Annotated in this window: 18 protein-coding genes and 1 tRNA gene; 12 read left to right on the forward strand and 7 right to left on the reverse strand. The window is 39.7% G+C overall.

Annotated features, from left to right (window positions below):
* Nucleotides 1-310 precede the first annotated feature (310 nt).
* Nucleotides 311-889 carry an ECF-type sigma factor gene (locus tag KO534_RS03040; protein ID WP_215927100.1) on the forward strand — a complete coding sequence of 193 codons (579 nt, stop codon included), beginning with the start codon at nucleotides 311-313 and terminating at the stop codon, nucleotides 887-889.
* An 87-nt stretch (nucleotides 890-976) separates the two neighbouring features.
* Here the strand turns inward: KO534_RS03040 and KO534_RS03045 are convergent, their stop codons facing one another.
* Nucleotides 977-3,634: a serine/threonine-protein kinase gene (locus KO534_RS03045; protein ID WP_215927102.1), complete on the reverse strand. Its 2,658-nt coding sequence runs from the start codon at nucleotides 3,632-3,634 to the stop codon at nucleotides 977-979.
* Between the two features lie 501 nt (nucleotides 3,635-4,135).
* Here KO534_RS03045 and add point away from each other — a divergent pair.
* A complete protein-coding gene (add, locus tag KO534_RS03050; RefSeq protein ID WP_215927104.1) occupies nucleotides 4,136-5,152 on the forward strand; it encodes an adenosine deaminase in 1,017 nt (338 codons plus the stop codon).
* Between the two features lie 58 nt (nucleotides 5,153-5,210).
* On the opposite strand, the gene KO534_RS03055 is transcribed toward add, so the two are convergent.
* Nucleotides 5,211-6,350 carry a helix-turn-helix domain-containing protein gene (locus KO534_RS03055; RefSeq protein WP_215927116.1) on the reverse strand — a complete coding sequence of 380 codons (1,140 nt, stop codon included), beginning with the start codon at nucleotides 6,348-6,350 and terminating at the stop codon, nucleotides 5,211-5,213.
* Between the two features lie 275 nt (nucleotides 6,351-6,625).
* Between KO534_RS03055 and KO534_RS03060 the strand changes: the two genes are divergently transcribed.
* Nucleotides 6,626-7,435: a DUF2306 domain-containing protein gene (locus tag KO534_RS03060; protein WP_215927126.1), complete on the forward strand. Its 810-nt coding sequence runs from the start codon at nucleotides 6,626-6,628 to the stop codon at nucleotides 7,433-7,435.
* 225 nt (nucleotides 7,436-7,660) lie between these two features.
* Here the strand turns inward: KO534_RS03060 and groL are convergent, their stop codons facing one another.
* Together groL and KO534_RS03070 are read right to left on the reverse strand one after the other, a co-directional pair.
* Entirely contained in the window at nucleotides 7,661-9,313 is a 1,653-nt protein-coding gene (groL, locus tag KO534_RS03065; RefSeq protein WP_215927128.1) for a chaperonin GroEL, read from the reverse strand.
* Between the two features lie 37 nt (nucleotides 9,314-9,350).
* Entirely contained in the window at nucleotides 9,351-9,641 is a 291-nt protein-coding gene (locus KO534_RS03070) for a co-chaperone GroES (protein WP_007622844.1), read from the reverse strand.
* 265 nt (nucleotides 9,642-9,906) lie between these two features.
* Here KO534_RS03070 and KO534_RS03075 point away from each other — a divergent pair, with 265 nt between their 5' ends.
* A complete protein-coding gene (locus tag KO534_RS03075) occupies nucleotides 9,907-10,794 on the forward strand; it encodes a MipA/OmpV family protein (protein WP_252731925.1) in 888 nt (295 codons plus the stop codon).
* A 69-nt stretch (nucleotides 10,795-10,863) separates the two neighbouring features.
* Here the strand turns inward: KO534_RS03075 and KO534_RS03080 are convergent, their stop codons facing one another.
* Entirely contained in the window at nucleotides 10,864-11,679 is an 816-nt protein-coding gene (locus KO534_RS03080) for a hypothetical protein (RefSeq protein ID WP_215927130.1), read from the reverse strand.
* 393 nt (nucleotides 11,680-12,072) lie between these two features.
* Between KO534_RS03080 and KO534_RS03085 the strand changes: the two genes are divergently transcribed.
* From KO534_RS03085 to rplI, 5 genes are all read left to right on the forward strand, one after another.
* Nucleotides 12,073-12,149 (forward strand) — tRNA-Arg (locus tag KO534_RS03085).
* 577 nt (nucleotides 12,150-12,726) lie between these two features.
* Nucleotides 12,727-12,921, forward strand: a complete 195-nt coding sequence (locus KO534_RS23590; protein ID WP_289848634.1) for a helix-turn-helix domain-containing protein — start codon at nucleotides 12,727-12,729, stop codon at nucleotides 12,919-12,921.
* Nucleotides 12,922-13,407: 486 nt separating this feature from the next.
* Nucleotides 13,408-13,827 carry a 30S ribosomal protein S6 gene (gene rpsF / locus KO534_RS03095; protein ID WP_215927138.1) on the forward strand — a complete coding sequence of 140 codons (420 nt, stop codon included), beginning with the start codon at nucleotides 13,408-13,410 and terminating at the stop codon, nucleotides 13,825-13,827.
* Nucleotides 13,827-14,054, forward strand: coding sequence for a 30S ribosomal protein S18 (gene rpsR / locus KO534_RS03100; protein WP_215927140.1), 228 nt, complete (start codon nucleotides 13,827-13,829; stop codon nucleotides 14,052-14,054). Before rpsF ends, rpsR begins: the two co-directional genes overlap by 1 nt.
* A gap of 16 nt (nucleotides 14,055-14,070) precedes the next feature.
* Entirely contained in the window at nucleotides 14,071-14,523 is a 453-nt protein-coding gene (rplI, locus tag KO534_RS03105; RefSeq protein WP_215927142.1) for a 50S ribosomal protein L9, read from the forward strand.
* A 76-nt stretch (nucleotides 14,524-14,599) separates the two neighbouring features.
* On the opposite strand, the gene KO534_RS03110 is transcribed toward rplI, so the two are convergent.
* A complete protein-coding gene (locus KO534_RS03110) occupies nucleotides 14,600-15,130 on the reverse strand; it encodes a DUF5655 domain-containing protein (RefSeq protein ID WP_215927144.1) in 531 nt (176 codons plus the stop codon).
* A 16-nt stretch (nucleotides 15,131-15,146) separates the two neighbouring features.
* Complete coding sequence (locus KO534_RS03115; RefSeq protein ID WP_215927146.1) at nucleotides 15,147-15,782, reverse strand: MOSC domain-containing protein; 636 nt, start codon at nucleotides 15,780-15,782, stop codon at nucleotides 15,147-15,149.
* 98 nt (nucleotides 15,783-15,880) lie between these two features.
* Between KO534_RS03115 and KO534_RS03120 the strand changes: the two genes are divergently transcribed.
* Genes KO534_RS03120 through KO534_RS03130 form a run of 3 tightly spaced genes read left to right on the forward strand, consistent with a single transcriptional unit; the run spans nucleotide 15,881 to nucleotide 17,916 of the window.
* A complete protein-coding gene (locus tag KO534_RS03120) occupies nucleotides 15,881-16,447 on the forward strand; it encodes an RNA polymerase sigma factor (RefSeq protein WP_215927148.1) in 567 nt (188 codons plus the stop codon).
* Nucleotides 16,440-16,940, forward strand: coding sequence for a hypothetical protein (locus KO534_RS03125; protein WP_215927150.1), 501 nt, complete (start codon nucleotides 16,440-16,442; stop codon nucleotides 16,938-16,940). Before KO534_RS03120 ends, KO534_RS03125 begins: the two co-directional genes overlap by 8 nt.
* 25 nt (nucleotides 16,941-16,965) lie before the next feature.
* Nucleotides 16,966-17,916, forward strand: coding sequence for a DUF4097 family beta strand repeat-containing protein (locus tag KO534_RS03130; protein WP_215927152.1), 951 nt, complete (start codon nucleotides 16,966-16,968; stop codon nucleotides 17,914-17,916).
* Nucleotides 17,917-17,976: the final 60 nt, after the last annotated feature.

Raw genomic sequence — 17,976 nt, forward strand, 5'->3', positions numbered from 1 at the left:
CACGTTAATCCTTCAATGATAATGAATCTAACGAAAGGCTTCTTGAACTCATCCCGCGGTGTTTTCAGAAGCTTTTTCATATGGGCTATATCAGTAAGCGACGGCTTGATGTAAAAACGACAACAAAATTACAAATAATTTAAAATGACCTTTTAGAGTGCTTTGTAAATACTATGTTATTTGCTTTATTCTGAGGTTGGGCTGTATATTTAGTCAGATTACCTACACTCTTACTTAATCGTTAATTACAAACCGAATAAACGTAATAAGTTAGCCGTGTTAAACACAATCAACTCATAGGCTTTTTTGAATGACTGCAAAAATTTGCAAAGAAAATATTACTGAATTATTGAGTCATTGGCAGAACGGCGACAAAGCCGCAATGATGAGTATTAGTAATATCGTTTATTCAGAATTAGAAAGACGAGCACGAGTACATATGAGTCGAGAACGTGCGGGTCATACCTTAGAAACCTCAGCTCTGGTAAATGAAGTGTTTTTAAACTTGTTTGATGCCGATGTGAGTTTTGTCGATCGTCAGCACTTTTATACCTTAGCGAGTAGAACCATGCGGCGTATCCTGGTCGATCATGCCCGTGGTGTTAGCCGAATGAAACGTGGAGCCAATGCATTAAAGATTACTCTACACACGGAACTAAGTGGTTCAGCAATGGACCTATCGCAGTTTTTGTCACTACACAATGCATTGGAACGTTTAGTCGAGTTGGACGATCGTAAGGCTAAAATCTTGGAGTTAGAGACTTTTGCAGGCTTAAGTACTCAGCATATAGCTGATTTATATAAGGTGTCGGTGAGAACAATCGAACGAGATTTGAAGTTTTCTAAGGCCTGGGTGTATAGAGAAATGGCACATGAAGAGTCAGCGTAGTCACTTTATTAACAATCACAACCCTTGCAAATTATAACTTACAACAAGGTTCAAAAAGTCATATCCCCGAAACAACTTAAATTTGGACTAAATACTGTCATTCGGGGCATGTTGTTGCATCAATTTTTTCAGTAATTGAATATTTTCGGCTAGGTTAGGGTAGTCCTGTTCGGTGTTTATTTCGGTGACTTCAATGGCCTGTTTAAGAAATTTTATGGCACTCAATGGCTGGTTGCTGGTTAAATCAAGATCCGATAACTCTGTATACAAAAAGTACAGTGATTGGGATTTGTCTTTAATATCCGACGGGGAACTTTTTGTAAAACGCTGCCATTTTTGAAGTACTGAGGTATAAACTTCTTTAGCTTTATCTAAATCACCAGAAGCTTTGTAAAACTTCCCTAAGATATGATACTTAACAAGCGTATCCTCATCGAGTTCGCCATATTTAGAGGTTATATCTTCAATGACGCCAAGTAATAATAAAATGGCTTCATCGTGCAAAGATAATTTTGATAATGTCTTAGCTTTAAATGTTTTTGTATTAATGACATGAAAATGAGTTTTACCAATTATTTCAGGTAGGCTTTGCAGTGATTGATTAAGGATTGCTAAACATTCTGAATAACGTTTTTCTGAGTTTAATATTTTAGCGTAGAGAAACCTAGCTCTATGGCTGTCTTGGTGATCTGGTCCTAGCATTGAGTCAGTAAGTGACACTAATTCTTCTGTGAAAGGTTTACTCATAGCAAATTCATCGCGTTCATGATGGATAGTGACTAACCTTTCGAGTATATAAATAACTAATGTATGCTTGTTACCTAAGGTTTCTTTTGCCAACGACAAGGCTCGATTAAAGTAGCTTATTGACGATTCGACATCACCAAATTGTAGATAATCATTACCTAAACTTGCCAGTGCAAGTACCGTCATCTGGCTTTTTTCGCCTAAGTATTTTTTGGCGCTTTCAAGCACTTTTAGATGGGTATTAATGGCTTTTTGATGTTGTTCGGAATTATTATAATATCCTCCTAAGTTGAGGGTATAACCAATAGTGCGTTCATCCTGTTCTCCGAATATTTCTTTTGCTTGTGTAACAATGGTTTCTAATATAATGCGCCTATCACTGTGCCGGTCTGCTCGGCTATAAGCATTACTTAGTGCATTTAGGGTACTGATATGTGCTTCTATATCTTGTTCTGGATACTTTTCGTAAAGGGTGTTAGCCAATTCTAATTGCTCTAGGGATGCCTGAAGCCTGCCAATATACATATATATGTTGCCAATCGTTCGGCGTATTTCAGCCAACACCATGGGTTGTTGTGCCAGTTCTGATTGTTCAGGATCGTTGAGCTTTTCGGTGGCTGACTCGAGCACGTTAAGTACCGTTATTTCGTTACCTTGTGTTTTATCGGGATCGATACTATCGAACATGTTCGTAATAAATTTAGTGACGGCCTTGGCTTTTTGCTGCTCTGTCAGCGCTGTATCTCGCTCCTGCTGAGCAATATCTCGTTGCAGTTCTACTTGTGTTGATTGATACCAAATAGCAGCGCTTGCACTGATTACTGACAGACAAAGTATTAAGCCCATAATTGACGACAATGCATTTCTTTTAAAAAATAGATAACTGCGATGATGCCAACTTGTTGTACGAGCAAGTACAGGGTGTTGCTCTAACTTACGGGTTATATCTTCTGCAAAATCAGCTGCCGAACTGTATCTTTCGTTATTTTTAGCTTTTATGGCTTTTGTAACTATTGCGTCAAGGTCAGCATCAATTAATTGTGCGGAACTTTTATAATACGAATCTGGGTTATTGCCGGCCTTTTCACTTGGGAGTGTAACTTGTTGCTGTGAAATGTAATCGAGCACTTTTTCTTTAGTTGTTGCATCAACAGGAAAGGTAATACTGCCTGTTAGCATCTTATATAAAACTGCGCCTAAGGAGTATATATCTGAAGATACACTTATGGTGCTTCCTGATATTTGTTCGGGGCTAGCATATTGTATTGTGAGTAAGCGGGGGGCATCAGAACTTAATTCTGTTTTGTTTAATAAATGGGAAATACCAAAGTCCATGACTTTTGGTTCGCCGTCCTGGTTGACTAATATGTTTTCGGGCTTTAGATCACAATGTACGACCAAGTTTTGATGGGCATATTGAATCGCGTCACACACCTTTACGAAAAGATTTAGGCGTTGCTTTAAAGTCAGTTGATGCTTTTCACAATATTGGTCAATAGGTATGCCTTCGACATACTCCATAACTAAAAAAGGGATCCCTCCTTCTGTTGTGCCGCCATCTATTAGGCGCGTTATATTATTGTGTTCCAGATTAGCGAGTATTTGTCGCTCTTCCCTAAATCTGACCAATAAGTACTCACTGGTGCTCATCGACTTTATAAGCTTAACAGCCACCTTTTTTTCATATTGCTTGTCTGCTCTTTCTCCAATATAAATAGCCCCCATTCCCCCAGTTTGGATGCACTTTATCAGTTTGTAAGTTCCAGCCATAGTGCCGCTCAAATCTTGCTGCGAGTCAAAAATACTATGGGTGGCTTTGCCTACTATATGGCTAATTGCTTGGGTTTCTTGGGTATGTTTGAGTAGGCTAATAATCGCTTGTTGAATGTCGGGTTCGTCTGCAAATTCTTGGGTGATAAATTCAAATCTAGAATCGACTGGCAACTCCAGAGCTTTGTGGAAGTATTCCTCAATAGTTGGCCAGTTATCATTATTCAAAATTATTTCAACGTTAACGCTTAATTTATAAACAAAATAAACTATAAATTTAATATATACAACAGCCACTTATGTGCAGTAGCGAGAATCCAAAATAACCCATAAATACAACTTATTGGGTGACCTTTACGACACCTGAGCTGACTAGCGCTTTAATATTAAGGGCTGACAAACAAATGAATTTGAAGACAATGCCTTTTAATTGACCGCTACAACGAAATATTCAACGGTATACAGTAAAGCCTTTGTTAGATATAAATAACGGTTCAGTCAGAAATATAAATGGTCGATCTGACATTCTGATATAACCATTTTTCAATAGAGAAATTACGCGTTTGATAGGCTATCTGCACAGAGTTAGTGCAATCGTCGCCAATTATTTAGCGTTATGTGTGCACTACGTATTTAGGGCTCTCATCAGGTAGTGGAAAACAAGGGGGGAGCAATGGGTATCAAATTTGCTTTGTACAAAAAACATAAATAAAAACTCAGAGAGTTAGTATGCAAACTTTTATTAAAAATATTCCCAAAGCAGAGTTACACGTTCACCTTGAAGGGACACTTGAACCAGAGTTGAGTTTTGCATTGGCTAAAAAAAATGGGGTGGCGTTAGCTTACGATACACCCGAAGCGCTAGTTGCAGCCTACGATTTTCATGATTTACCTTCGTTTTTGTCCATTTATTATGCGGGTATGAGCGTACTGGTGGACGAGGATGATTTTTACCAATTAACTTATGCTTATTTAAGTAAAGCCCGTAGCCAAGAAATTGTATATGCAGAACTATTCTTTGACCCTCAAGCCCATACAACCCGAGGCGTTGACTTTCAAACCGTAATTACCGGTATTCATAAAGCGCAACTTGCTGCTGAAAAAAACTTAGGCATTAAAAGTCAGCTGATTTTGTGTTTTTTGCGGGACATGAGTGCAGAGTCGGCGATGCAACATCTCGTGTTAGCCGAACCCTATTTAGACTGGTTAGTGGGGGTGGGTCTTGATTCTGATGAGAGGAATCATCCTCCTATAAAATTTGCAGAGGTTTTTGCTAAAGCCAAAACAATGGGCTTAAAATTAACCATGCATTGTGATGTTAATCAGCTCAATACCCAGACACATATTGAGCAGTGTTTAAATACTATTGAGGTTGATCGCATTGATCATGGCATTAATTCGCTCGAAAGTGACGAGCTGTGTCAGCTAATAAAAGAAAAAAAGCTAGGGCTAACCGTTTGTCCGGTTTCAAACCGATTTGTGGTGCAATCTCTCACCTCTGATGAAATACACAGCATGCTTGAAAAAGAAATGTTAGTGACGATCAACTCAGATGACCCAGCCTATTTTAGGGCATACCTAAACGAAAACTTCCTCGAATTGCAAAAAGAAGGTCAGTTTAGTCAGGCTCAGATTACCACAATGGTAGAAAACGCCTTCAAGGTCGCTTGGTTAGATGACGAAACAAAGAATGGCTATTTGCAACAACTAGAAAATTATACTAGCAAATTTCCATTAGCTGGATAGATGAAATAGCCCTGCTAACATATAATTAAAACCCGCTGCGGCCGGCTTTGATTATATGTCAGTTCAAGTTGATGGTGTCCAACTGAGCTAGTTGTGCATTATGCGGTTTGGTTACAGATGACAGTTCAAGATTGTTAACGCCAGCTTGTTTTCGATATTCATTTGGCATATCTCCAGATATAGCTTTAAATACCCGATTGAATGTTGCTAAAGAAGAAAACCCACTTTCTAATGCAATCACTAAAATTGTCCAGTGTTTGGCATGTTCGCTAAGCAGCAATTGTTGTGCGTGTTGTACCCGATACTGATTCACAAAAAGATTAAAGTTAGCTGATTTAAAATAAACGCGTATAGCTTTACTGATTTTATATTCTGGCTCTTCTAGGGCTTGTGCGAAGTCGGCTATTTTTAGATTGGGTTTTAAATATATTTGTTGGTGATTGATGAGCCTAGTAATGCCATTAACTAATGACGAGTCAATTTGATTATCATCAGATTTTTTTGTACCAGTGCCTGAGGTAGGCGTGGCTTGTTGGACTTTGGTTTGTAAGTAAATAACGTACTGGATTGCAGCAACAACTAACAAAGCTGACGATGTCATTATCCAAGGATAATACTGGTCGATTTCTGCTTGTATAAATAAAAATTTTGGCAATACGCTGGAGTTTAGTAAAGCGATAATGAAAGCAGATGCAAAAATAATGGATTGATTTTTTTGCGTGTTATTTTTACTACTATACCCCCGTAATGCTTCCCAAAACGAAAGAACAAGGATACTTGAAGAAAGCAGAGTCGTGATTTCGTTCATCCCAGCTTTTATGCGCAGCATACTTTCAGTAGACAAGATATGTTGGATATCAATGGCAATAAGTAAATGCCATATTTGATTAAGTGCAATTAGGCCTGCGATTGTCATAGCTAGGGCTACATGCCTGCGGCTAATTGGGTTGGTTTTTCTAAATAAAACTCTGGCAATTAACCAAACCACGTTACAAGTTGCACAAGTGGCTAAGCCAATTAAGTATTGATATGCGCCTAAACTAGGTGCACTTATATTTTGTGCACCTACCATGCATAATGATGCGCAAAAAATAATAAACAAATAATTGATGAGTTGTTTCTCTTTTTGCAAAGCATGCTTAACGACAATTCCAATACAACAAATGACTAGAATGTAGTAAGGAAAAACACTTTGCATTCTTTAAGTCCTCATAACCTTTTAACCTGATGTGATGGTCTCCTCCCAAATTCAATCATGACACATTGATGCGTATGGAGTGAGGAGACCATCACATCAGGACGTATAAATTAACCTAGTTTTTGAGTCTACGAAGAATATGTAGACTTGGCAAAAAGCCTTTGTTAAAGAATGTGTCTTTCGTGCAATTTTAATTGCTCAAATTCTGAATTTGATAAGAATCCATTATTCATTTCCCTATTCTTGAACACATTATTCGTTAGAAAGGAAAGAGGATGTCAACTTTTCAAGGCACACCCCAATCACTTAAAATTTTAGCCTTTAGTCAAAAAGCCTGGTTTATTAGTTTAATTCTTGCACAAGTTGTTTTTGTTGCATATTTAAGCTTGGGTTACGGGATAACAAGCTTTTCTGGTGAGCTGTCTGAAATGAATCGTTTTAATAACTCGGCACACGTAACTGGCGATTCAGTGGGTAATTCTATGTATGCCTTACATGTTTTGTTAGCAATCATTATGATTTTAGGGGGGAGCTTGCAATTGATTTCTGGCCAGCGAACTCACTTTAAGACATTTCATCGTTACAATGGCCGACTTTTTGTCCTATTAGCTTGTACTATTTCTATAGCGGGTATGTATTTGATATTTGTTAGAGGTACAGTTGGTAATGCCTTTATGCACACACTAACAGTTTTCAGTGGGGCTGTGGTGTTAGTGAGTAGTACTTTTGCTGTGTTGGCTGCCCGCCGTCGCAACATAGCCTTACATCAAATTTGGGCCATACGTTTATTTTTGGCGGCTAATGGCGTGTTGTTTTTTCGATTAATGATATATGCATGGTTTATGGTATTTGGACCATTAGGTGTAAACACCAAGGATTTTACCGGGCCTACAGTTGTGGTTGTAACTATATTATCTTACGTATTCCCTTTGCTATTTGCTGAATTGATTAGGCATGCTCGTAAGAGTAAACAGCCTTGGCTTATTTATACCACTACTAGTTTACTCTTGTTATTTACGGCAATATTCTTAATTGGTTTGTTTGGTATAACACTGGGAAGTTGGTATCCCTTGGTGTTTAAATAGTTAAAACTTAATCGGTAGGGCTTGGAGATATTCGTTAAGACCCGAGATAAAAATAATAAATAGCCCGAATATTGCTATTCGGGCTTTCGTTTTTACATAGCTAAATAAGCGTTATGTTTTACGCAGAATAAAACGTTTAGTACAAGGCGTTATGAGCGTAACGTACGTTTTGTTTGTACGTGAGCGAAACAACAACGCCGTGATCAACATTTTAGACCAGTAAAATTACATCATTCCGCCCATTCCGCCCATACCACCCATGCCGCCCATATCAGGCATTGCAGGTGCTGCAGCTTCATCTTTAGGTGCGTCAGCAATCATAGCTTCAGTGGTGATCATCAAGCTTGCGATTGATGCGGCAAACTGAAGTGCAGAGCGAGTCACTTTAGTTGGGTCAAGAATACCCATTTCTAACATGTCGCCGTAAGTGTCGTTACCGGCATTGTAACCGAAGTTACCTTCGCCATTTTTAACAGCGTTAGTCACGACAGATGCTTCTGCACCAGCGTTAGCTGCGATTTGACGAAGCGGTGCTTCCATCGCACGTAGTGCTAATTTGATACCATGAGTTTGATCTTCGTTGTCACCTTCTAGATCGCCAACTTTAGCAGCGGCGCGAACCAATGCTACGCCACCACCTGCTACTACGCCTTCTTCAACGGCAGCACGAGTTGCGTGAAGCGCATCTTCAACACGGTCTTTTTTCTCTTTCATTTCAACTTCAGTGGCAGCACCTACTTTAATTACTGCTACACCGCCAGCTAGTTTAGCCAAACGTTCTTGAAGTTTTTCTTTGTCGTAGTCAGACGTTGATTCTTCGATTTGAGCGCGAATTTGTGCAACGCGACCTTTGATTGCGTCTTCGTCGCCAGCACCGTCAACTACAGTAGTGTTGTCTTTGTTGATAACAACACGTTTAGCTGTACCTAGGTCTTCTAGGGTGACTTTTTCAAGCTCTAGACCGATTTCTTCAGAAATCACAGTACCACCGGTTAGAGTAGCAATGTCTTGAAGCATCGCTTTACGACGGTCACCAAAACCAGGGGCTTTAACAGCAGCAACTTTAACAATGCCACGCATGTTGTTTACTACTAGTGTTGCTAGGGCTTCGCCTTCAACATCTTCAGCAATAATTAACAAAGGCTTAGAGGCTTTTGCTACCGCTTCAAGAGTTGGCAACAATTCACGAATATTAGAGACTTTTTTGTCAACTAAAAGCATGAAAGGGTTGTCTAGTTCAACCGTACCGTTTTCTTGGTTGTTCATGAAGTACGGTGATAAGTAACCACGGTCGAATTGCATACCTTCTACAACGTCTAATTCGTTTTGTAGAGATTGACCTTCTTCAACAGTGATAACACCTTCTTTGCCTACTTTGTCCATTGCTTCAGCGATTAGGTCGCCTACTTCTGAATCAGAGTTAGCAGAGATAGTCCCTACTTGAGCGATAGCTTTGCTGTCGGCACAAGGTACAGAAAGGGCTTTTAGTTCTTCAACTGCAACAGTAACTGCTTTGTCGATACCGCGCTTAAGATCCATTGGGTTCATGCCCGCAGCAACTGATTTTAAACCTTCAGCAACAATGGCTTGAGCTAGTACAGTTGCAGTAGTGGTACCGTCACCGGCTTCGTCATTTGCTTTAGACGCCACTTCTTTAACCATTTGTGCACCCATGTTTTCGAATTTATCTTCTAATTCGATTTCTTTGGCTACTGATACACCATCTTTAGTGATAGTTGGGGCACCAAATGATTTGTCTAATACTACGTTACGGCCTTTAGGACCTAAGGTTACTTTTACTGCGTTAGCAAGAACGTTAACGCCTGCTAGCATTTTTACGCGAGCGTCATCAGAAAAACGTACTTCTTTAGCTGCCATGATAATTATTCCTCTAAAATTCTGTTAATGGATGGAGTTATTCAACTACTGCTAGAATGTCGCTTTCGCTAAGGATAAGCACTTCTTCGCCGTCTAACTTTTCAGTTTTCACGCCATATCCATCGTTAAAGATTACGATGTCGCCAATTTTTACGTCGACGGCTTTAACGTCGCCGTTGTCTAGTACACGACCATTACCCACAGCGATAACTTCACCGCGAGTTGATTTTTCTGCTGCAGAGCCTGTCAATACTATGCCACCTGCAGATTTGCTTTCTTGTTCGTGACGCTTAACGATAACGCGATCGTTTAAAGGACGAATTGCCATTTTCAAATCTCCTGAAAATTCCAATGTTAATGATATTTTATGCCTTCTATTTAAAGGCGCTAATTAAGCAGAAGACTCATCGCCTGCTTAGAATTCTGTTGTAATAGAACTTTGTTCTGCGTCCAGAGATGGGGTTAGCAGAAGTGATCTCAAGGCTTTTTTTATAAAAAAGTGAAATAAATGCGATGTTTTCTAGCATAAATTTGACATAGGATAGACAGCCTATCCGTTTACTATTCATAGAACTTAATTTTAAGGGGTAATTTTGGTAGCAGAACATGGTCGACTTTATTTAGTGAAATATTGGTTTGTATTATTAATCGTTACTTTAAGTGACAATGTCAAAGCACAACAGGAAATTTCTCTAGAAGATGATATGCGCCCTGTTTGGGAAGCAGGTATATTTGCTGCAGCGTTCAATGCGCCAGAATACCCGGCTGCGGATAAAAATCAAACTAACGTGATTCCCTCTCCATATTTTGTATACCGAGGTAAAACCTTGCGTATTGGTGATGGTTCTATTGTTCGGGCTGTGGCCGTTGATAAAAGTTGGTATGAATTGGATTTATCATTGTCTGCGTCATTTGGCTCTGACTCAGATGAAAACGTAGCGCGAAGCGGCATGCCAGATTTAGATTTTATTTTTGAACTTGGGCCGCAGCTTAAAATGCGACTGTCCAAGTTTGAATTTGCGGAGCATGGTCGTGGAGAGTTATTTGTTAATCTGCAAACTCGAGCCGCGTTTTCAACTGACTTTTCTAGCATTAATAAAAGAGGCTATGTGTTTCAGCCAGAGTTTATTTATCGCCAAAAAGGCTGGTTAAGCGAAAAAACCGCGTTATCTATTGGATTATCACCTACTTGGGCCAGCGAAAAATTACATGACTATTTTTATCAAGTTGACCAAGAGTTTGCGACAGAGCAACGCCCAGCCTATGATGCAAAAGGTGGCTACTTAGGCACTCGTCTATTGCTCAGTGTCTCTTTCAATGCCACAGAAAACATTAGGATGTTTGTTGGTGCCAGTACATCAATGCATACGGGAGCCGCGAATGAAGATAGTCCTCTATTTTTGGATAAAAACACTTATTCAGTGGGGGTTGGTTTGGTGTGGAGATTGTTAGAAAGTGAAGAGAAGGTGTCGGGTAGATAACTAAGGTGAGGCGTATTAAGGTTTTCAATATGCCTCACTCTAAATAATTTGAGTTAAATTTACTTTGTCTTAAAGTAACTCAAGATCACTCAATCTATAGTTTGCCGCATCACATGCGTTAGTAGCGGTGTCTATAAAGTATTGTTGAAACATTCCAGTAGCATAGAAGCTTGGTAATTTTGTGGGTTCGCTGCTACTTAAGCCCGCTGCCATAGGCATGAGTTTTAGCCTTAACTGCAAGTCAGCGAACAGTTCATCTAGGGTTTGATAATCTGCAATGTTGCTTAAAAAAGTTTCGTTATCTAAATCGTATACCGAATTGATTACGTCATCTACTACCTTAATAGTAACAGTCGGAGTTGGGACAAAAGTCGGGCAGTCACTAAAATTCATATGAAATCGAAATTGATAACTTGCTGTTTTATTAGCTTGCCAAATAGCCGATTGTTCATCGAGTTGCTTAAGTAGTCCATTTTTTCTCGAATCTGAAATCACATTGTATTCGCAATGCTCGTCAAATTGCGCGTCTGGCAGTGTAGATAATCTTGAAAAACCTAGCGATTCTGCCGAGGATAAATCCTTAAAATGAATGGTAAAGATATTTATAGAGCCCGTTTGCGCCCCGCACGACTGAATATAGCTTATACCATCACTACCTTTTTGGGCGCAGTGCAATTCGATGTTTTCATCAATCAGCAATTTTCCGTGGGTTTTTACAGGGATTGCGCTGTTATCTTCGCAGCTAATGGCTTGATCGTCTTGAAATACGAGCACATGATGTTCGCCGTTCAGAAGAAATATGTTGTCGTTACAGCCAGTTAAACTTGCACACATAAATGCGGCGGTTAATGCAGATAGTGCAGAAAATACAGATTGTTTTGCCATTAGTTTTCCTATTGGGTAAAAAGTAGTGACCCAGATAGTAATCACCCTAACTCGGCATTTCTGCTGCGATTTGATACCTATTGTAAACAAATGCAACTCGCTGCCGCTCAGTTGTTTCAATGCATGTGCTTATGCTAACTGGGGACTCGCCAGCGGTTCTAGCTTAGAGATCTGGTTCAAACTATGGGATGGTTATTGGCTGCTATTTCTGATCAAAAGCACGGAAGTACATTTCATAATTAGCAGCAGTTCAAAAAACATCCAAAAGTAATAACCTAATGTTTGCCATGGTTTTGTCTAAAAAACTAACGAATTTGTTTAATTTTATTTTGATTAAGGAATAGTGCTGGAACAAGGCTAAAGTTATGCTAATATCCTTCGCTCATCTGCGTAGCGCCTATAGCTCAGCTGGATAGAGTAACTGGCTTCGAACCAGTTGGTCGGGAGTTCGAATCTCTCTGGGCGCACCAATTCCCCTTATTTAACAACTGTTTAGCTTTGCTAATTTCAATCGGTTTTGGCCGCTAAATTATCAAGGGTGTCTAAATAGTTCTTTATTAATAACTCTTTGGCTTAGGAATAAAGGCAATCGCTCTCGCTTACTGGCGTCATGCCAGTTTTTGACTCGAATTCATTCGAGCCAGATACTCTTTTACAACAGCAAAAACAGTATCCAGAAAATGCCGGCGCTACTAAAGTTCTTAACCGCGCAAAAAGACTTATTTTAGGGTCGCTACAAATGCTCCCTACAACTTTCGCTCAGATAAGCCCTTTTGTGCTGCAACTTTATAGGCGGGACTGGTGGCGAAACCACTCAGGAAAAAAGCATCGGTTTTGCCGATAGAGAGTTTAGTAAGGCTTCGTTACTAAGAAATTATTAAGGGGGGTTGATAATTGTTCTGAATTCAATAATTTCTATTAACGTATTAAAACAAATAGCGGAGGCAATCGGCCATGAATGATCGTGACTTTGGATTAGAAATTCTTGCAGGATTAAATGAGATTAAACAACTCAAAAATGGCGATGCCTAAGTCAAAATAACTGAATTGTCTGAACGATCTAAACCTAAAATAATCAGGTCAAAATTAAAATTATCACAATCTGCTTTTGCTGTGTTGCTTGGTGTGAGCATACAGACAATTCAGGATTGGGAGCGAGGACGCAGAAGCCCTCAAGGTCCAGTAATAGCATTTCTTAGAATTGCAGAGCAGCATCCGGAAGTCTTTGCTGAACTGCGCTAGAAAAGTAACTGGTTCAAAGGGTAGGTGAGTCAAAAATCGCATGGAGGCGGGTAAGCGTTTGCGCAAGTTTTGGGTTTGTTCAATATATGAATTCTTTTGAGGTAAACCCACCAGATTCCGGCTCGAAAGACTGCCGGAATGACGTTTTGTAAATGGAATGACGTTTTGTAAATGGGATGACGTTTTGCAAATGGTATGGCGTTTTGTAAATGACGAGGCTTCGACAATAGTGATGTTTCAACAGATAGTGACGCTTTAGCAGTATTATCTATTCTGTGAAACTTGTGTTTTTACGTGGCTCACAAGTAAATTACGCTTAAATCCTTGAAAAATTGCCTTTTTAGTGGCTAAAAGCTAAATAAAACTTGTACAAAAAGTCCAGTTTATATACAATCCGCGCCGCTTAAATCAGTCACTACTTTTAGTTCCTTGTCTCTATACAGTTTGACTGTGCTGTCGAGGCTACAACCGTGAGGAGCAACATATATGCGTCATTATGAAATCGTATTTATGGTTCACCCTGACCAGAGTGAACAAGTTCCAGGTATGATCGAGCGTTATACTGGAATTCTTACCCAAGAAGGCGGGGTTATTCACCGCTTGGAAGATTGGGGCCGTCGTCAATTGGCTTACCCAATCGATAAACTTCATAAAGCACACTATGTTTTAATTAACGCTGAAGCGACTGCTGACGCTGTTGAAGAACTAGAAACTGCTTTCCGTTTTAATGATGTTGTTTTGCGTAACCTAGTTATGCGTACTAAAGCTGCTGTGACTGAACAGTCTCCAATGGCTAAAGAAGAACGTCGTGAAAAACGTGAAGAAAAATCATATGACAAGCCAGCCGCTGCTCCTGCTACAGAAGCACCAGCTGAAGCTGCAGACGCACAAGAAGGAGGCGAATAATGGCTCGTTTTTTCAGACGTCGTAAGTTCTGTCGTTTTTCTGCTGAAGGTGTTGCTGAGATTGATTACAAAGACATCGCAATGTTGAAAAACTACATCACTGAAAGTGGTAAAATTGTACCTAGCCGTATCACTGGAACTAGCGCGAAATATCAGCGTCAGTTGTCAACTGCAATTAAGCGTGCGCGCTTCTTGGCGTTGCTTCCATATACTGATTCTCACAAGTAATCGATAGGTAGCAAAGATGGAAATCATACTATTAGACAAGATCGCAAACCTAGGCGGCTTGGGTGACAAAGTCACTGTAAAATCAGGTTACGCGCGTAACTTCTTGTTCCCACAAGGTAAAGCAGTTCCCGCTACTAAAGTAAACGTTGAAAAATTTGAACAGCGCCGTGCTGAGTTGGAAGCAAAAATTGCTGACCAACTAGCTGCAGCACAGGCTCGTGCAGATAAGATTGCTGGTTTAGGTGAAGTGACTATCGCTTCTCCAGCTGGTGATGAAGGTAAGTTGTTTGGTTCTGTCGGTACTCGCGACATAGCTGCTGCAATTACTGCTGCTGGTGTTGAAGTTTCTAAATCTGAAGTTAAATTACCTGTTGGTACTTTACGTGAAACTGGCGAATTCGATATCGATTTGCAAATTCACTCAGAAGTGACTACCACTATCAAGTTGATTATCATTCAAGAAGCTTAATCGCCTTTTGAGTATCAATTTAAAAACACCGCTATTTTAGCGGTGTTTTTTTATGTCTGTTGTTATCGTAATTTCGCTACTTTGCTTGTTCATAAGCAACTTTCAGCCACTGCAACAATTCATCGTCGATTTGATCTATTTCGGTAATTTGTACTCTATGGCTGCACATAGTCCCAAACGGACCAGATGATTCAAGCTTATCGGTAAAAGGTGTGTCATTTAGTTTCAAACCTAAATCGATACGTTTTTTAGTTGATGGTTGAATTAGTGCGAATTGCCTTTTAACCCTCAAGCTTACTGCCGATTTTTTCGGGGCGACTTCGATATCTGCTCCCAATTGAGTGATGGCTGCCAGTAACTTATCAAATATAGGTTTAAGGTTTTCTTTACCTTTATATTGGTTAACAACCAAATCATCCGCGTCAAATGACGCGGCATCGGCTTCACGAAATTTCAAGGTAATGAAATTTGCGAATCCATGGGTAATGCCATGATCTTTTTTAAGAAAAGACATATATTCACCATGTTTACTAAAAGTCTGTTGTGCCAGTAACTGTTTCCATTGCTCGAGTGTTTTACCGGTTTTTTCTAGTAAATTTTGTTCCATTATTTGTCTCTCTTTATTAAGCCAAATGGTATTTGTTTTGTAGTCGACTTTGCCATTGTGGGTCAAGTCCAACTGCATGAGTTGCCAATTCAATTGTTGGGTCATCAGCCAACCCATGAATAACTTTAAGCATAGTATCTACCGTAATATGTGGGTTAGGTCGTTGTTGTAATTGGAATTCATCTTGGATGGCAATGTCACCACCTTGTAATACTCGGTAGTACCAGCCATTTAGTCTTTGTTCGCTGATAAAGCGGTTTAAATCGGGTTGATTGAATCTTGCGTCTATTTTCCAACAGGGTATTCGCGGTGAACTCACTTGTAGTATGGCTGTGCCTAAGTTGTAGATATCGCCGATACATACGTTGTGTTCATTCATATCTTGGGCACTGATATTTTCGCCTATCATTCCAGGTTTAGCTTTACGATGTAAAAGTGGATATCGTTTGATGATCTTTTCATAACTTCTTAAGGCATATTGATGCAGCGCTTTCTCTGGCCCACCATGAAAACGCTTGTCAGCCTGAATATCGCCTTGAATACCTAATTCATCTACAGTTACTTGGTTAACTGATTGTTTGTAAATACCAGTTGCACTGCGTTTTTCACCTATGTGATTTAATTTTCCTGCATATAACCCAATGATCTTCATAACTATTCTCACTAATTATATTTTTTATTTTTGTGCTTTAAACCTTTGTGATTTACTCTGCGACTAATCTTTTAACACAACAAGAATAAGACGTTAGATTGACTACACAAGGAAATGTCGTTGCTGCCCAACATAAGTTTGCCTCTCAAAGTGAGTGGGACTTAATAAAAGCGGTGCAGGGCGGAGACAAACAAGCTTATAACCGATTGTATCAAGAATATATAGGGCAAGTGTATGGACTCTGTTTTCGGCTAACGGGTGAAAAAACGCTAGCAGAAGATGCAACACAGGAAGTGTTTATTCAGTTGTGGCGAAAAATCGGTAATTTTAAAGGCGACAGTAAATTTTCAACTTGGCTACATACGGTGACATCAAATATCACTATTTCTTACATACGCAAGCAAAAAGGCTGGTTACAGAAGATGTTTAATATTGAGGACTCTGTGGCCATGAATACAGAGGCAGAAGTGTCAAGCAGTAGTGTTGATATTGAGAGTTATGTCGTAAGACTGCCAGAAAGAGCGAGAATTGTGTTTGTGTTACATGCAATTGAAGGATATCGACATGAAGAAATTGCGTCGATGACGGATATGGCTGTGGGATCGAGTAAAGCGCAATTTCACCGCGCCAAACAGTTGTTGAAGGAGTGGATGGGATATGAGTGATGCTAATTTTGATAGGGCGCTAGCGGAGCAACTAGCCGACTTAGAAAAAGATCAACAACCGGATAGAGACTTATGGCCTGGCATAGAGTTGGCACTGTCGAGTGACGCATCAGAGTCGTCTCATGTGGTGGTGGGTAAAAAAATGTACTTGGTTGCAGCAACGGTTGCAGTTTTTGGTTTAATTGGCTGGTTATCAGTTAATCAGCAGCAGGTTTCGTTAACCGGTAACGAGTTGGTTGCGTCACTTAGTGCGCAGCATCAAGAACAAAAAAATGCACTTTTGGTTAGGTTTCAAGACCAACCCGCACTGACTCAGAATTGGCAGACACAACTCACAGAATTAGATGCAGCGGCAGAAGCGATAAAAATGGCGTTGGAAAATGAGCCAAACAACATGGCGTTATTAAAGATGCTGCAAAGTGTACATCAACAACAAATTAATTTAATTGAGCGCGTGCATTCACCGAAATGGCAACAGATGTCGCAAATTTAAGTGCTGAATTTTTAGGAGTAATAGAATGAAAAAGTTATGGGTTTTTGCTGGGTTGTTAGGTTTGAGTTGGGCTGTACTAGCTGAAGAAAAGATTGACCGTTCATTGGAGGTGTCAACAAAACCTTATGTGCAAATCGAACATGTAAATGGTTCTGCTAAAGTGATTTCTTGGGACAAATCCGAGGTGAAAGTTAAGGGTACTTTAAGTGATAGAACCGAGAAGTTCATCTTTGAGCAAGACGATAACGAAGTGCTTATTAAAGTCAAAATTAAAAATAATAAAGGTTGGGGTAATTGGGGAGCAGATGATGGTGACGAATTAGAAATATTCGTGCCCCGTCAAAGTAAAGTGTATTACAGCGCGGTTAACGCCGACGTTGAAATAGAGGAAGTGCTTGGTGGCGCCGTGGTAGAGACAGTTAATGGTGCAATAGAGGCGAAAAAGTTAGCGGGTCGCATCCGTTTAGAATCAGTCAATGGTCGAATCTCTGCCGATAGTTTAGAAGGGGATGTTAAAATAAACACTGTAAACGGCGCGATCGATTCTCGAAGTTCTAAAGGAAAAGAAGACTCTTATGAGTCTGTAAATGGCGATATAGAAGTAACTAGCGAAAGTGGAGATATTAAGGTAGAAACCGTTAACGGTGACATTGAGTTGGATCTTGGACAGGTTAATCAGTTAGATATGGATACGGTTAATGGTTCGATAGAGGCAAAACTTGAATTGCTTAAAAATGGCGAGATTGAAGCCTCGTCTGTGGGTGGTTCGATTTATTTGTATCTACAGCGCGATGTTTCTGCAAGGTTTGATATTGAAGGCCATGCAGGTGGACGTATTACTAACAATTTATCTGACGACAAAATTCAAAAGGCTAAATATGGACCGAATCGTTGGTTAAAGTTTTCTTTGAATGGTGGTAGCGCTAAAGTGAATGTATCTACTGTAAGTGGCAGAGTAAAATTAGATAAAAAGTAATCTTTTATGAATACAGTTCGAATTGGGTTTATCCCAATTCGAACTGTAGCGTAATCAATG

The organism is Paraglaciecola arctica, assembly GCF_018861065.1.
Classification (GTDB): Bacteria; Pseudomonadota; Gammaproteobacteria; order Enterobacterales; family Alteromonadaceae; genus Paraglaciecola; species Paraglaciecola arctica_B.

What these genes read in the sequence shown, in the direction of transcription:
- KO534_RS03070 (WP_007622844.1), bottom strand. Translation starts at nt 9,641, where the DNA reads ATGGCAATTCGTCCTTTAAACGATCGCGTTATCGTTAAGCGTCACGAA.
- KO534_RS03055 (WP_215927116.1), bottom strand. Translation starts at nt 6,350, where the DNA reads ATGCAAAGTGTTTTTCCTTACTACATTCTAGTCATTTGTTGTATTGGA.
- KO534_RS03060 (WP_215927126.1), top strand. Translation starts at nt 6,626, where the DNA reads ATGTCAACTTTTCAAGGCACACCCCAATCACTTAAAATTTTAGCCTTT.
- rpsF (WP_215927138.1), top strand. Translation starts at nt 13,408, where the DNA reads ATGCGTCATTATGAAATCGTATTTATGGTTCACCCTGACCAGAGTGAA.
- KO534_RS03040 (WP_215927100.1), top strand. Translation starts at nt 311, where the DNA reads ATGACTGCAAAAATTTGCAAAGAAAATATTACTGAATTATTGAGTCAT.
- KO534_RS03110 (WP_215927144.1), bottom strand. Translation starts at nt 15,130, where the DNA reads ATGGAACAAAATTTACTAGAAAAAACCGGTAAAACACTCGAGCAATGG.
- rpsR (WP_215927140.1), top strand. Translation starts at nt 13,827, where the DNA reads ATGGCTCGTTTTTTCAGACGTCGTAAGTTCTGTCGTTTTTCTGCTGAA.
- KO534_RS03130 (WP_215927152.1), top strand. Translation starts at nt 16,966, where the DNA reads ATGAAAAAGTTATGGGTTTTTGCTGGGTTGTTAGGTTTGAGTTGGGCT.
- add (WP_215927104.1), top strand. Translation starts at nt 4,136, where the DNA reads ATGCAAACTTTTATTAAAAATATTCCCAAAGCAGAGTTACACGTTCAC.
- KO534_RS03080 (WP_215927130.1), bottom strand. Translation starts at nt 11,679, where the DNA reads ATGGCAAAACAATCTGTATTTTCTGCACTATCTGCATTAACCGCCGCA.
- groL (WP_215927128.1), bottom strand. Translation starts at nt 9,313, where the DNA reads ATGGCAGCTAAAGAAGTACGTTTTTCTGATGACGCTCGCGTAAAAATG.
- rplI (WP_215927142.1), top strand. Translation starts at nt 14,071, where the DNA reads ATGGAAATCATACTATTAGACAAGATCGCAAACCTAGGCGGCTTGGGT.
- KO534_RS03125 (WP_215927150.1), top strand. Translation starts at nt 16,440, where the DNA reads ATGAGTGATGCTAATTTTGATAGGGCGCTAGCGGAGCAACTAGCCGAC.
- KO534_RS03115 (WP_215927146.1), bottom strand. Translation starts at nt 15,782, where the DNA reads ATGAAGATCATTGGGTTATATGCAGGAAAATTAAATCACATAGGTGAA.